Source organism: Streptomyces sp. NPDC051109 (assembly GCF_044455885.1).
Lineage (GTDB): Bacteria > Actinomycetota > Actinomycetes > Streptomycetales > Streptomycetaceae > Streptomyces.
Genome location: NZ_JBITFF010000010.1, coordinates 94805 through 108231, shown reverse-complemented (window position 1 = coordinate 108231; position 13427 = coordinate 94805). Strand labels below are relative to the sequence as shown.

The window sequence follows — 13427 nt, the reverse complement described above, 5'->3', positions numbered from 1 at the left end:
CCGGGCGCCGCCGACGCCCGCTTAGGCTGGTCGAGCCATGGCCACTGCTTCGCGATCCCCCGCTCCGCGCCCCCTCACCCCCGTCTCGCGCGTACTGCGCCTGTGCCTGCACGCGCTGCTGTTCGGGCTGCTCGCGCTGGCCGCCGGGCGGGCCGTCACCGACTCCGCGCCGGAGGCCGGCTGGGTGGTGGCCGCCTGCGCGGTGCTGGCCGCGGTGTACGCGGGGGGCGTACTGGCGCCCTCGGTGCACCGCTCGCCGCGCGCCGGGGCGGTGTGGCTGGCCGGGCTGGGCGCGGCCTGGGCGGGGCTGCTGGCGGTCTCCCCCGACGGGCTGTGGATCGCGTTCCCGCTGTACTTCCTGGAGCTGCACCTGCTGCGGCTGCGCTGGGGCATCGCGGCCGTCGCGGTGACGGCGTGCGCGGCGATCGGCGGCTTCCTGGCGCACGCGCAGAGCGGCGCGGTCTCGCCGGGGGCCTTCCTCGGACCGCTGCTCGGCGGGGCCGTGGCGGTGGCGACCGTACTGGGCTACCAGGCGCTGTACCGCGAGAGCGAGCGCCGCCGCGAGCTGATCGAGGAGCTCATCGCCACCCGGGCCGAACTGGCCGCGGCCGAGCGGAACGCCGGGATCCTCGCGGAGCGGGAACGCCTGGCCCGCGAGATCCACGACACCCTGGCCCAGGGCCTGTCCTCGATCCAGCTCCTGCTCCGCGCGGCGGAACGCTCGCTCGCCGAGGCCGCGGCGCCCGCACCGGACGCACCGGACTCCCCGCAGTGGCCGAACCCGGACTCGTCGAACCCGTACGGCCCTGACGCCGCGCGCCCGGACCCGGGCGGCCTGGCCGACTCCCGCGCGGCAGCCCTCGCGCACATCGCGCAGGCCCGGGAGGCCGCGCAGGAGAACCTCGCCGAGGCGCGGCGGTTCGTACGGGCGCTCACCCCGCCCGACCTGGAGCACGGTTCCCTCGCCGCCGCCCTGGAGCGGCTGTGCACGGCCGCGCCCGGGCCGCGCGTCCGGTTCTGCCTGAGCGGCGCGCCCCGGGTCCTGCCCACCCCGTACGAGGTCGCGCTGCTCCGCATCGCCCAGTCGGCACTGGCCAACGTCGTCCGGCACGCCCGCGCGGACCGCGCCGAGATCACCCTGACCTTCATGGACGCCTCGGTGACACTGGACGTCGTCGACGACGGGACCGGCTTCGACCCCTCCTCGGCCCCCTCCGGCGAGGGCGGGTTCGGGCTGCCCGCGATGCGCTCGCGGGCCGAGACGCTGGGCGGGCTGTTCACCGTGGAGTCCGCGCCGGGCCAGGGCACCGCCGTGGCCGTCACCCTGCCGCTGCCCCTGGAGGCCACCTGATGACGATCCGCCTGCTGCTGGCCGATGACCACCCGGTGGTCCGGGCCGGCCTGCGCGCGGTGCTGGACACCGAGCCGGACTTCGCGGTGGTCGCGGAGGCCGCCACCGCCGAGCGGGCGGTGGAACTGGCCGCCTCCGAGCCGGTGGACGTGGTCCTGATGGACCTCCAGTTCGGTACGGGCATGCACGGCTCGGCTGCGACGGCGGCGATCACGGCCCGGCCCGGGGCGCCCCGGGTCCTGGTGCTGACCACGTACGACACGGACGCGGACATCCTGGCGGCGGTGGAGGCGGGCGCCTCGGGCTACCTGCTGAAGGACGCCCCTCCGGAAGAGCTGGCGGCGGCGGTCCGCACGGCGGCGGCGGGGCAGTCGGCGCTGGCCCCCGCGGTGGCCCTGCGCCTGATGGACCGCATGCGGACGCCTGCGGAGGCGCTGACGAAGCGGGAGCTGGAGGTCCTCCAGCTGGTCGCGGACGGCCTGTCGAACCAGCAGATCTCGAAGAAGCTCTTCCTGAGCCAGGCCACGGTCAAATCCCACCTGGTCCACATCTACGCCAAGCTCGGCGTCGACTCCCGCACCTCGGCGGTGGCCGCGGCCGCCACCCGCCGCCTCATCCGCACCCCGTAGCCGCTACGGGGTCCGGGCTCACGCCACCCAGTGCGGCCGCTCCACCGCCGGAGCCAGCGGAACCCCGTCGTGGAAGGCCGCCGCGAGGCGCCGCACCGCCTCGTCCAGGTGATCGGCTGCCAGCGTGTACGGAATCCGCAGCCGGTGCTCGAAAGTCCCCGGATCCACCCCGAACCGCGCCCCCCGCCCGATGTGCACGCCGCAGGCGGCGGCCCGCTCCGCCAGTGCCGAGCTGACCGGCTCCCCCAGATCCACCCACAGCGAGAGCCCGCCCGGCCCGCGCGACCACGACCACTCCGGCGTGTGCCGCTCCAGCGCCCGCTCCAACGCCTCCCGCTGCCCCCGCAACTGGGCGAGCCGCGCCGGCAGCGTCCGCTCCAGCCCCTCCAGCAGCGGCAGCGCCACCAGCTGGTCCAGGACCGACCCCGTCATGTCCGCGGCCACCTTCACCGCCGCCAGCTCCGTGATCATCTTCGCGGTGGCCCGGACCCAGCCCACCCGCAGACCACCCCAGTGCGTCTTGCTGAGCGAACCGATCGTCACCACGTGCTCCGCCCCGCCCCTCGGCGCCAGCGAGGCCAGCGGCGCAGGCGCGGGTACGTCCAGGGCGATGTCGGCGATGGTCTCGTCGACCACCAGCCACGTCCCGGTCCGCCGGGTCGCCGCCAGCAGCCGCAGCCGCTGCTCCCGCGGCATCAGCAGGCCCGTCGGATTGTGGAAGTCCGGGATCACGTACGCCAGCCTCGGCACGGTCTGCCGCAGCGTGGACTCGGCGATCTCCATGTCCCAGCCCGCGTCGGAGACGGCGATCGACCCGGTGCGCAGCCGCGCCCGCCGCAGCGCGTCGAGGGCGTTCGCGTACGTGGGGCTCTCGGTCACCACCCGGTCCCCGGACCTGCACAGCAGGCTCACGACCAGCGAGAACGCCTGCTGCGCGCCGGCCGTGACCAGGATCTGCCCGGGGCGGGTCGCGAGCCCGCGCCGGGTGAACCGCTCGGCGATGGCACCGCGCAGGTCGGGCAGGCCGAAGGGGTGGTAGCCGGGGGTCCGGGCGAGCGCGGGCAGCCGGGGCGCGGCCCAGGCGAGGGCGTCGGTGAGGCTGTCCTGCGGGGCGCCGAGGGCGGCGATGGCCAGGTCGATCCCGGGTTCGCCGTCGGACAGGTACCCGCCGGAGCCGGCCAGCAGGTGCGCGCCGACCGGGCCGTGGCCCTCGGGGAGCTCGGTCCAGGTGCCGGAGCCGCGCCGGCTGCGGACGTAGCCGCTCTCGCGCAGCAGGTCGTAGGCCCCGGTGACGGTGGCCCGGCTCGCGGCGAGCGCCTCGGCGAGCTCGCGCTCGGCGGGCAGCCTCACGTGCAGGGCGATCCGGCCGTCGAGGATCAGCGTGCGCACGGCGTCGGCGAGGGACCGGTAGCCGGGGCGGGCCAGCACCTCGGAGGGCAGCAGTGCCGCGAGCTGGCGGCTGCCGAGGGTTCTGTCCGCCGTCTGGACAACTCGCCCGTTTGCCATGCCAACCTCCCCTGATTGGCTCTGCCGACCAGACCAATCGGGGTCCAGACTCGCGGTATTGGCCCCCGATTGGCAAGGAGACCGCCCGTGGCGACCCCGCCGGCCCAGCCGCAGATCCGCCTGACCGACCGCGACGAACGCGCCTTGGCGGCCGCCGCCGAGAACCGGATCTCAGAGCCGCTGCGGCTCGGGCCCGCCGTGGCCGCCTTACGGCGCCTCCTGGCGCGTCGGCCGCGCACCGGCCCGCAGGAGCGAGAATCGCTGGCATGCCGGCCAACGCGAACCCAAGCCCCACTCCCACCCCCACCCCGAGCGTGAGCCCGAGCCCGAGCGCGAGCCCGGTGATCGCGGGCCTGCTCCTCGCCGCCGGCGGCGGCCGCCGCCTGGGCGGCCGCCCCAAGGCCCTGCTCCCGTACCGCGGCCGCCCGCTGGTCGAGAACGCGGTGCGGGTGCTGCGCGAGGCCGGCTGCGGGCCGCTCCACGTGGTGCTCGGCGCCTCCGCGGCCGAGGTCCGCGAGCGGGCGGACCTGACGGGCTGCGTGGTCGTGGACAACCCCGACTGGGCGGAGGGCATGGGCTCGTCCCTGCGGGTGGGCCTCGCCTCGCTCGCCGGTACGGGCGCCCGCGCGGCCCTCGTGTCGCTCGTGGACCAGCCGGGGATCGGGCCGGCGGCCGTGGCCCGGGTCCGGGAGGCGTACCGCTCGCCGGCGAGCCTGGTGGCGGCGGCGTACGGCGGGGAGCGCGGGCATCCGGTGCTCTTCGGCGCGGACCGCTGGGCGGACATCGCGGCGACGGCGACGGGGGACAAGGGCGCACGGGTGCACCTGACAGATCACGCGGACGAGCTCACGCTGGTGGAGTGCGGGGACATCGCCGAGGCCTTCGACATCGACACCCCGCCCGACCTGGCACGACTCGCTTGAGCGGCGGCCCAGGGACGGTTGAGCGGGCAGTGACGAAGGTGGCACTGAGGGCCACCAGGCGCAGGACTCTGTCGACTCAGAGAATCTCGACATCAACAAACCATTGAACTTCCACCATAAGGAAATTACTATCCACTGGTCAGAAGCGCCCTGAACCCCAGACGGCGCCCGCGACCGTATCCCGGAACTCTCCACACCCGACGGCACTGCGTGCCGTCCTGCGCGAGCATTCCCCGCGGCCGCCAGGCACCGCCGCTGAAGGAGTGACAGATATGTCCGCACCAGCGCCGTCATCGCTGGCCATCGTCGACGCCGAGCCCCTGCCCCGGCAGGACGAAGTCCTGACCGAGGCGGCCCTCGCGTTCGTGGCCGAGCTCCACCGGCGGTTCACGCCCCGCCGTGACGAGCTCCTCGCCCGCCGCGCCGAGCGCCGCGCCGAAATCGCCCGCACCTCCCACCTCGACTTCCTCCCGGACACCGCACAGGTCCGCGAGGGCGAGTGGAAGGTCGCGCCGGCGCCGGCCGCGCTGAACGACCGCCGTGTGGAGATCACCGGTCCGACCGACCGCAAGATGACCGTCAACGCCCTGAACTCGGGCGCCAAGGTCTGGCTCGCCGACTTCGAGGACGCCTCCGCCCCCACCTGGGAGAACGTCGTCCTCGGTCAGCTCAACCTCATCGACGCCTACGAGCGCCGCATCGACTTCACGGACCCGCGCACGGGCAAGTCGTACGCCCTGAAGCCGGCCGAGCAGCTGGCGACCGTCGTGATGCGCCCGCGCGGCTGGCACCTGGAGGAGCGCCACCTCCAAGTCGAGGGCCGCCCGGTCCCCGGTGCGCTGGTCGACTTCGGCCTGTACTTCTTCCACAACGCCAAGCGCCTCATCGAGCTCGGCAAGGGCCCGTACTTCTACCTGCCGAAGACGGAGTCGCACCTGGAGGCGCGCCTCTGGAACGAGATCTTCGTCTTCTCGCAGGACTACGTCGGCATCCCGCAGGGCACGGTCCGCGCGACCGTCCTGATCGAGACCATCACGGCCGCGTACGAGATGGAGGAGATCCTCTACGAGCTGCGCGACCACGCGGCGGGCCTGAACGCGGGCCGCTGGGACTACCTGTTCTCGATCGTGAAGAACTTCCGTGACGGCGGCGAGAAGTTCGTCCTCCCGGACCGCAACGCGGTGACGATGACCGCCCCGTTCATGCGGGCGTACACCGAGCTCCTGGTGCGCACCTGCCACAAGCGCGGCGCGCACGCCATCGGCGGCATGGCGGCCTTCATCCCGTCCCGCAAGGACGCCGAGGCCAACCGGATCGCGTTCGAGAAGGTCAAGGCCGACAAGGACCGCGAGGCGGGCGACGGCTTCGACGGCTCCTGGGTCGCCCACCCCGACCTGGTGCCGATCGCGATGGCCTCCTTCGACGCGGTCCTCGGCGAGAAGCCGAACCAGAAGGACCGGCTGCGCGAGGACGTCTCGGTGGCTCCGGGCGAGCTCATCGCGATCGACTCGCTGGACGCGAAGCCGACGTACGAGGGCCTGCGCAACGCCGTCCAGGTCGGCATCCGCTACATCGAGGCCTGGCTGCGCGGCCTGGGCGCGGTCGGCATCTTCGGCCTCATGGAGGACGCGGCCACCGCCGAGATCTCCCGTTCGCAGATCTGGCAGTGGATCAATGCCGGGGTCGTCTTCGAGCACGACGGCGAACCGGTGACGGCCACCGCCGACCTCACCCGCGAGATCGCCGCCGGTGAACTGGCCGCGATCCGCGCCGAGATCGGCGAGGAGGCCTTCGCGGCCGGAAAGTGGCAGCAGGCCCACGACCTCCTCCTCCAGGTCTCCCTGGACGCGGACTACGCGGACTTCCTCACCCTCCCCGCCTACGACCAACTGGTCGGCTGACCCCCGGTTTCCACCCGCCCGCACAGCGGCCGACCCCACCTCCGCCCCCAGGCCCCAGGCCTCGGGGGCGGAGGTGTTTCCGCATGCGGGCGCGGGGCCTTCGAGCGGCGCGCCTCGGCGCGAACGGCGGAACCCGGCCGCGCAAGCGGAACGTCGGCGGCCCGAACGACCGGTCGGTCGTTACGTCATCGTAATCTGCGGCTACCTAGCGGTAACAACGTGCTGCATGTCACCTTTCCGATGCCACCGGCCGGCGGTACCCCCACTTTCCCAGCCATGCACCGGAGTTCACTTCGGCTTGGGCATGGCCGACCGCAGGAGTTCCGCCGTGATCGGATTCCGCAACGCCAGCAAGGACCGGGCCCGTAGCCGAGTGCGACGGCTCGCCGGGGCCGGGATGGTTCTGCCGCTCGCCGTCAGCGCCCTGGTCGCCGGCTCCGCCGGGACCGCCGTGGCCGGTCCCGGGACCGGGCCCACCGCCGTGGTGTCCATGGGCGACAGCTACATCTCCGGCGAGGGCGGCCGCTGGAAGGGCAACAGCCTGACCAACAGCGGGAATCGCACCGGAACCGACCGCGCCTGGGTCTCCGGGAGCACCTACGATCCCGCCAAGGTGTACGGGAGCACCGCCGGGGGGTGCCACCGCTCAGACTCCGCCGAGGTCAAGAGCGCCGGGGCCGTCGCGGAGGTGGCCGTGAACCTGGCCTGCTCCGGGGCGATTTCCCAGAACGTCTTCCGCGCCTCCAACGGCGGCGTGGCCTTCAAGGGCGAGGCCCCGCAGGCCGATCAGCTCGCCGCCGTGGCCGCCGCCGACAACGTCAAGGTCATCGCCCTGTCCCTCGGCGGCAACGACCTCGGCTTCGCCGACATCATCAAGGACTGCGCCCTCGACTTCGTCCTGTGGGGCTCGTACTGCTACGACGACCAGCAGTACGCGGTCGACCAGAAGATGGACGGAGTCATGGCCGACGTCGGCAAGTCGGTGGACGAGATCCGCGCCGTGATGCGGACCGCCGGGTACACCGACTCCTCGTACCGGATCGTGCTGCAGTCCTACCCGTCGCCGATCCCGCGCGCCGCCGAGAACCGGTACACGCAGAGCGACTGGAGCCGCCTCAACACCGGCGGCTGCCCGTTCTGGAACCGGGACTCGGACTGGGCGCGCGACTCGCTCGTGCCGCAGATCGCCAATCGCCTCAAGGCGGTTGCCGCCGCCAAGGGCGTGCAGTTCCTGGACCTGCGGGACATGATGCAGGGCCGTGAGGTGTGCGCGAAGGCCAGCAGGCTGGTGAGCAGCTCGGCGCCCGCGTCGGCGACGACGAGCGAGTGGGCACGCTGGATCGACAGCAGCGAGACGCAGGGGCTGGTCCAGGAGTCCATGCACCCGAACTACTTCGGCCAGCTGGCGGTCGGGCGCTGCCTGAACCTCGCCGTGGCCCAGCCCGCGAACTCGGCGTCCAGCTGCAAGAACACCGCCGGAGCCGACCACACGGGCATGTTCCTGACATCCGCCCCCTGATCCGTACGCACCGCGTTCGGGGCGCCCGCGGAGCCTTCCGCGGGCGCCCCTTCGCGTCAGCCGCGTACGGCGGCCAGGGCCTCGTCGTAGAGGGCCGCCAGGTCGGCGCTGCCGCCGCCGCGGACCCAGGCCTCGGTCGCGGCGTCCACGCAGGCGAAGACGGTGGCGGTCACCGCCGCGGCGCGCAGCTCGGGGACCGCGCCCGGGCCCTCGCCGGCGGCCATGCGGGCCGTGACGGCGGGCAGGACCATCTCCTGCCAGCGCAGCCGCTTCTGCGTGTAGCGGGCCCGCAGCGGCGGGGTGTCGAAGATCAGCGCCGTGATCTCCAGCAGCTGCCCCCGGTCGCCGTGCGCCTCCATGAGCGCCTCGAAACCGGCGCGCAGGGCCTCCCACGGAGTGGCGGCTGCGGGCTGTGCCTCCACCGTCGCGCGCAGCAGCGCGCCGAGCTCTTCCTGCTCACCGCAGACGATGTCCTCCTTGGTACCGAAGTACCGGAACAGCGACCGCTGGGAGATGCCCGCCTCCTTGGCGATCTGCGCGATGGTCGTGGCCTCGTACCCCTGCTCGGCGAAGAGCCGCATGGCCGTGTCGAAGATGCTCGCGACCACGGCCTGCCGGGAGCGGTCCCACAGGCTCGGCTGCGTTGCGGTTGTCCCCATCCGGCCAGCATATAGGCGGGCCGCCAACCGTGCTGTCACTGCCCGCTTGGCAGTCACTGCCAGGCAGGCATACAGTGATGCCAGACGATGTCACCCCATGGCAGGAGAGCCACTGTGAACGCGGTCGACTACCGAGGCAGGACCACCCTGATCACCGGCGCGAGCTCCGGCCTGGGCGCCGAGTTCGCGCGTCAGCTCGCCGCGCGGGGCTCCGACCTCGTGCTCGTCGCGCGCCGGGAGGACCGCCTGGAGGAGCTCGCCGGGCAGCTGTCGGCGGCGCACGGCGTCAAGGCCGAGCCGCTCGCCATGGACCTGTCCGTCGAGGGGTGCGGCGACCTGCTGGCCGCCGAGGTCGAGCGGCGCGGGATCACGGTCTCCAGCGTCGTCAACAACGCCGGCTTCGGCACGTACGGGCGCTTCCACGAGGAGGATCCGCAGCGGCTCCGCCAGGAGGTGGCCCTCGACGTGATGGCCGTCGTCGACATCAGCCGCACCTTCATCGGCCCGCTGCGCAGCCGCGGCGACGGCGTCCTGGTCAACGTCGCCAGCGTGGCCGGCTACCAGCCCGTCCCGAACATGGCGGTCTACGGCGCCAGCAAGGCCTTCGTCCTCAGTTTCACCGAGGCCCTCTGGCAGGAGTCCCGGGGCACCGGGCTGCGCGTCCTGGCGCTGTCGCCGGGCGCGACGAAGACGGAGTTCTTCGACGTGGTCGGCACGGAGGACGCCGCCGGCGGCACCAGGATGCAGACCTCCGAGGAGGTCGTGCGCACCGCGCTGAAGGCGCTGGACCGCAGGAACCCGGCGCCGAGCGTGATCTCCGGCTCCATGAACCGCATCATGGCCTTCGGCGGACGGCTCGCGAGCCGCCGCACGGTCGTACGGATGGTGGACCGCATTTCCTCCCCCCGGACCCCCGCTTAAGGGCTGTCCCTTCCCGCGCCGGGAATTCGGGTGATCGGGGCGGCGCGGGCTGGCATGATCCCGCTCATGCCGGCCCGCAGCGCACGCCCCAGCCTCTACATCTCCGTCGACATCGAGGCCGACGGCCCGATCCCCGGCCCGTACTCGATGATCAGCTTCGGGGCCGCCGTCGCGGGGCGCCAGGACGGCGCATCGTATACGGCCGCGGACCCCGAGCGGCACACCTTCTACCGCGAACTCCGCCCGATCAGCGACCAGTACGTACCCGAGGCGCTCGCCGTCAGCGGGCTCGACCGGGACCGGCTGCTCCGGGAGGGCGCCGAACCGGCGTCGGCCATGGCCGAGTTCCGGGCGTGGGTACGGGAGGTCTCCGCCGAGGCCGGGGCACAGCCCGTGATGTGCGGCTACCCGGCCTCCTTCGACTGGACCTTCCTGTACTGGTACTTGATCCGCTTCGGCGGCGACAGCCCCTTCGGCCACTCCGGCTGCCTCGACATGAAGACCCTGTACGCCACCAAGGCGCGCGTCCCGCTGCGCGCGGCGGTCAAGGGCCGGATGCCCCGCGGACTCCTCTCCGCCCGCCCGCACACCCACCACGCCCTCGACGACGCCGTCGAGCAGGCGGAGCTGATGAGCAACCTCATGCTCTGGACACCTCCACCCGCTGCCGACGCCTCCTAGACGTCCCCGGTGACCGACTCCGGCCCGACGGCGGCGAGGAGATCGGCGGTACCGGCATGGCGCACGTCCGGCACCGTCGACGGCCGGTGCGTACGCCACGCCCGCAGTGGGTGGCGTACGCACCGCCGTGAGCGGCCGGACGGCCGGGTCAGTGCACCGGGACCGGTTCCGGCGCCCCCGCCGGGGCGCGCCGGGTGCCGAAGTGGTTGAAGGCCAGGTTGAGCACGATGGCCACCACGCAGCCGGTGCTGATGCCGGAGTCCAGGACGACCAGCAGGTCCTTCGGGAACGCGTGGTAGAAATCCGGCGCCGCGATCGGGATCAGGCCGATGCCGACCGACGCGGCGACGATCAGGGCGTTCTCGCCCTTCTCCATGGCCGCGCCCGCCAGGGTCTGGATCCCGCTGGCCGCGACCGAGCCGAAGAGGACGATGCCGGCCCCGCCGAGCACCGGCAGCGGGACCACGCCGATGACGGAGGCCGCCATCGGACACAGGCCCAGCAGGATCAGGATGCCGCCGCCCGCGGCGACGACGAACCGGCTGCGCACCTTGGTCATCGCCACGAGTCCGATGTTCTGCGCGAACGCACTGCACATGAAGCCGTTGAACAGCGGGCTGAGCGCGCTGCCGAGCGTGTCCGCGCGCAGTCCGCCCTCGATGGTCTTCGCGTCCGCCGGACGTCCGACGATCTTGCCCAGCGCCAGGATGTCGGCGGTGGACTCGGTCATGCACACCAGCATCACGATGCACATGGAGATGACGGCGGCGACCTGGAACTGCGGGGCGCCGAAGTGGAACGGGGTCGGGAAGCCCACCAGCGGGGCGTTCTTGACGGCGTCGAAGTTGGTCATCCCCAGCGGCAGCGCGATGAGCGTGCCCGCCACGAGGCCGAGCAGGATCGAGATCTGCTGGAGGAAGCCGCGCAGGAACTTGCGCATCAGCAGCACGATGACGAGGGTGACGGCGGCCATGCCGATGTTCTGCATCGAGCCGTAGTCGGCTGCGGTGCGGTTGCCGCCCTGCGACCAGTTGAAGGCGACCGGCAGCAGGGACACGCCGATCAGGGTGATGACCGTACCGGTGACGACCGGCGGGAAGAAGCGGACGAGCTTCCCGAAGTACGGGGCGGCGAAGAAGCCGACGACCCCGGCGACGATGATCGCGCCGAAGACGACGGGGATGGCGTCCGCGCCCTCCCCCTTGCCTATGGCGATCATCGGGGTCACACCGGCGAACGAAACGCCGTTGACGAACGGGAGTTTGGCGCCGATCTTCCAGAAACCGAGGGTCTGCAGGAGGGTGGCGAGGCCGGCGGTGAAGAGCGAGGCGCCCATCAGGAAGGCGGTCTCGGTGGCGGAGAGGCCGACGGCGGGTCCGACGATCATGGGCGGGGCGACGACACCCGCGTACATGGCGGCCACGTGCTGGAGGCCGCTCGTGAACATCTTCAGAGGAGGCAGGGTCTCGTCGACCGGGTGCTTCTCCTCCGGTACTGCGACTGCATCTTTGCGAAACCTGGGCGTGAGTGCCACGGCTTCCTCCGGTCGGGTAACACGTCGGCAGGGACGTGGGTGTCTTGGAGGTGGTGCGAAAGCTGTGCAAGTCGAGCCTGTATGGAGTTGTGGGTGGTGCGGGTGGTGCTGGTTCTTGTCCCAAGAGGCGCAGAAACGATTCGCCCAAACCGTTCCAGCCAAGCAGTGGCACGAGTCACCGCCCCGGGAACGCCCGCGGAAAACCTCGGGCGCTTCCCGGAACGGCTGCCGCGGACCCCGCTCGGGTCCGCGACGACCGGCCGGGGGCCGTCCCCCCCGGCCGGACTCCGTGGGATCAGCCCTGCGCGGTGATGCGCGCGAGGCGCTGGGCCTCTTCGCGGGTGGACACCGCGATGGCGTCCTCGTCGGCGAAGAGGAGTCGGTTGTTCTCGACGATCTGCTTGCCGTTGACGAACGACGCGGTCACCGGGGCGGCCGCGCCGAAGACCAGCGCGGTGACCGGGTCGGCGATCGAGGAGTGCAGGAAGGTGCTGATGTTCCAGAGCACCAGGTCGGCGCACTTGCCGGCCTCCAGCGAACCGATGTTGTCGGCGCGGCCGAGGACCTGCGCGCCACCGTACGTACCGAGGCGCAGGGCCTGGCGGGCGTTGAGCGCGGCCTCGCGGTGGACCGGGTTCAGACGGTTGATCAGCAGCGCGTTGCGCAGCTCGGTGTGCAGCTCACCGGACTCGTTGGAGGCGGTGCCGTCCACGCCGAGGCCGACCGGTACGCCGGCGGCCAGCATGTCCGGGACGCGGGCGATGCCGGCGGCCAGACGGGCGTTGGAGGACGGGCAGTGCGCGACACCCGTCTTGGTACGGGCGAACGCGGCGATGTCGGAGTCGTTCATGTGGACGCTGTGCGCCATCCACACGTCCTCGCCGAGCCAGCCGGTCGACTCGAAGTAGTCCGTCGGACCCATGCCGAAGAGCTCGTGGCAGAACTTCTCTTCCTCGACGGTCTCCGAGCCGTGGGTGTGCATGCGCACACCGAGGCGGCGGGCCAGCTCGGCGCCCTGCTTCAGCAGCTCGGTGGAGACCGAGAAGGGCGAGCAGGGGGCGACGGCGACCTGGGTCATCGCGTCGAAGGAGGCGTCGTGGTACTTCTTCACCGTCGCCTCGGTGTCGGCGAGCGCACCCTCAAGGGTCTCGACGGCGTGGTCCGGCGGCAGGCCGCCGTCCTTCTCGCTGCGGTCCATCGAACCGCGGGCGAGGGTGAAGCGGACGCCCATCTCGGACGCGGCGCGGATGATCGAGCCGGAGAGGTCGCCGGCGCCCTTGGGGTACACGTAGTGGTGGTCCATGGCGGTGGTGACACCACCGCGGGCCATCGCGGCGAGGGAGCCCTGGGCGGCCGAGTAGGCCATCTGCTCGTCGATGCGCGCCCACGTCGGGTACAGCGCGACGAGCCAGTTGAAGAGGTTGTGGTCGGTGGCCAGGCCGCGCGTGATCCACTGGTAGAAGTGGTGGTGCGTGTTGACCAGACCGGGAGTCACGAGGTGCCCGGTGCCGTCGATGCGGCGGACGACGTTGTCGAGGTTCTCGGGGGCCCTGCCCGCACCGATGGACTCGATCTTGTTGCCGGCGATGACGATGTGACCCGAGGCGTACTCGGTGTCGTTCGCATCGACCGTTGCGATCGCGCAGTTCTCGATGACGATGCGCTCTACTGCGCCGTCCTGGGCTGCCGATGCTGCCATGGGACTTCCTCGTGCTTTCAGTGGCGGTGCGGGCACGGCAAAACCCAGGGGATTTGAGTGCCGGAGCCGGGGGTCTGACAGCTGACAGTACTGTCGCCCCGTGT

11 protein-coding genes are annotated in these 13427 nt (G+C 72.2%); 7 read left to right on the top strand and 4 right to left on the bottom strand.

Translation table 11 applies throughout. The features are described 5' to 3' along the window. Positions 1-37 precede the first annotated feature (37 nt). Both ACIBAD_RS20065 and ACIBAD_RS20060 read left to right on the top strand, forming a co-directional pair. Positions 38-1351 carry a sensor histidine kinase gene (locus tag ACIBAD_RS20065; protein WP_398907914.1) on the top strand — a complete coding sequence of 438 codons (1314 nt, stop codon included), beginning with the start codon at positions 38-40 and terminating at the stop codon, positions 1349-1351. Then, positions 1351-1980 (top strand): response regulator transcription factor, encoded by a 630-nt coding sequence (locus ACIBAD_RS20060; RefSeq protein ID WP_134070071.1) that lies wholly within the window; start codon positions 1351-1353, stop codon positions 1978-1980. Before ACIBAD_RS20065 ends, ACIBAD_RS20060 begins: the two co-directional genes overlap by 1 nt. A gap of 18 nt (positions 1981-1998) precedes the next feature. Here the strand turns inward: ACIBAD_RS20060 and ACIBAD_RS20055 are convergent, their stop codons facing one another. After that, entirely contained in the window at positions 1999-3486 is a 1488-nt protein-coding gene (locus ACIBAD_RS20055) for a PLP-dependent aminotransferase family protein (protein WP_398907913.1), read from the bottom strand. A 266-nt stretch (positions 3487-3752) separates the two neighbouring features. On the opposite strand from ACIBAD_RS20055, the gene ACIBAD_RS20050 reads away from it, so the two are divergent. The 3 genes from ACIBAD_RS20050 to ACIBAD_RS20040 all read left to right on the top strand — a co-directional run bounded on the left by ACIBAD_RS20050 (position 3753) and on the right by ACIBAD_RS20040 (position 7829). Continuing rightward, a complete protein-coding gene (locus tag ACIBAD_RS20050; protein ID WP_398907912.1) occupies positions 3753-4409 on the top strand; it encodes an NTP transferase domain-containing protein in 657 nt (218 codons plus the stop codon). 272 nt (positions 4410-4681) lie between these two features. Then, positions 4682-6310, top strand: coding sequence for a malate synthase A (gene aceB, locus ACIBAD_RS20045; protein WP_398907911.1), 1629 nt, complete (start codon positions 4682-4684; stop codon positions 6308-6310). A gap of 328 nt (positions 6311-6638) precedes the next feature. Continuing rightward, positions 6639-7829 carry a hypothetical protein gene (locus ACIBAD_RS20040; protein ID WP_398907910.1) on the top strand — a complete coding sequence of 397 codons (1191 nt, stop codon included), beginning with the start codon at positions 6639-6641 and terminating at the stop codon, positions 7827-7829. A gap of 56 nt (positions 7830-7885) precedes the next feature. Here the strand turns inward: ACIBAD_RS20040 and ACIBAD_RS20035 are convergent, their stop codons facing one another. Further along, positions 7886-8488, bottom strand: a complete 603-nt coding sequence (locus ACIBAD_RS20035; protein WP_134070079.1) for a TetR/AcrR family transcriptional regulator — start codon at positions 8486-8488, stop codon at positions 7886-7888. A 114-nt stretch (positions 8489-8602) separates the two neighbouring features. Between ACIBAD_RS20035 and ACIBAD_RS20030 the strand changes: the two genes are divergently transcribed. Continuing rightward, on the top strand, positions 8603-9409 hold the full coding sequence (locus tag ACIBAD_RS20030) for an SDR family NAD(P)-dependent oxidoreductase (protein ID WP_398907909.1): 807 nt from the start codon (positions 8603-8605) through the stop codon (positions 9407-9409). Positions 9410-9475: 66 nt separating this feature from the next. Next, positions 9476-10090: a 3'-5' exoribonuclease domain-containing protein gene (locus ACIBAD_RS20025; RefSeq protein WP_398907908.1), complete on the top strand. Its 615-nt coding sequence runs from the start codon at positions 9476-9478 to the stop codon at positions 10088-10090. Between the two features lie 148 nt (positions 10091-10238). On the opposite strand, the gene ACIBAD_RS20020 is transcribed toward ACIBAD_RS20025, so the two are convergent. Together ACIBAD_RS20020 and ACIBAD_RS20015 are read right to left on the bottom strand one after the other, a co-directional pair. After that, positions 10239-11624: a nucleobase:cation symporter-2 family protein gene (locus ACIBAD_RS20020; protein WP_398907907.1), complete on the bottom strand. Its 1386-nt coding sequence runs from the start codon at positions 11622-11624 to the stop codon at positions 10239-10241. Between the two features lie 295 nt (positions 11625-11919). Beyond that, on the bottom strand, positions 11920-13323 hold the full coding sequence (locus tag ACIBAD_RS20015; protein WP_119094988.1) for an 8-oxoguanine deaminase: 1404 nt from the start codon (positions 13321-13323) through the stop codon (positions 11920-11922). Positions 13324-13427: the final 104 nt, after the last annotated feature.

What these genes read in the sequence shown, in the direction of transcription:
- ACIBAD_RS20050 (WP_398907912.1), top strand. Translation starts at nt 3,753, where the DNA reads ATGCCGGCCAACGCGAACCCAAGCCCCACTCCCACCCCCACCCCGAGC.
- aceB (WP_398907911.1), top strand. Translation starts at nt 4,682, where the DNA reads ATGTCCGCACCAGCGCCGTCATCGCTGGCCATCGTCGACGCCGAGCCC.
- ACIBAD_RS20035 (WP_134070079.1), bottom strand. Translation starts at nt 8,488, where the DNA reads ATGGGGACAACCGCAACGCAGCCGAGCCTGTGGGACCGCTCCCGGCAG.
- ACIBAD_RS20060 (WP_134070071.1), top strand. Translation starts at nt 1,351, where the DNA reads ATGACGATCCGCCTGCTGCTGGCCGATGACCACCCGGTGGTCCGGGCC.
- ACIBAD_RS20025 (WP_398907908.1), top strand. Translation starts at nt 9,476, where the DNA reads ATGCCGGCCCGCAGCGCACGCCCCAGCCTCTACATCTCCGTCGACATC.
- ACIBAD_RS20065 (WP_398907914.1), top strand. Translation starts at nt 38, where the DNA reads ATGGCCACTGCTTCGCGATCCCCCGCTCCGCGCCCCCTCACCCCCGTC.
- ACIBAD_RS20055 (WP_398907913.1), bottom strand. Translation starts at nt 3,486, where the DNA reads ATGGCAAACGGGCGAGTTGTCCAGACGGCGGACAGAACCCTCGGCAGC.
- ACIBAD_RS20015 (WP_119094988.1), bottom strand. Translation starts at nt 13,323, where the DNA reads ATGGCAGCATCGGCAGCCCAGGACGGCGCAGTAGAGCGCATCGTCATC.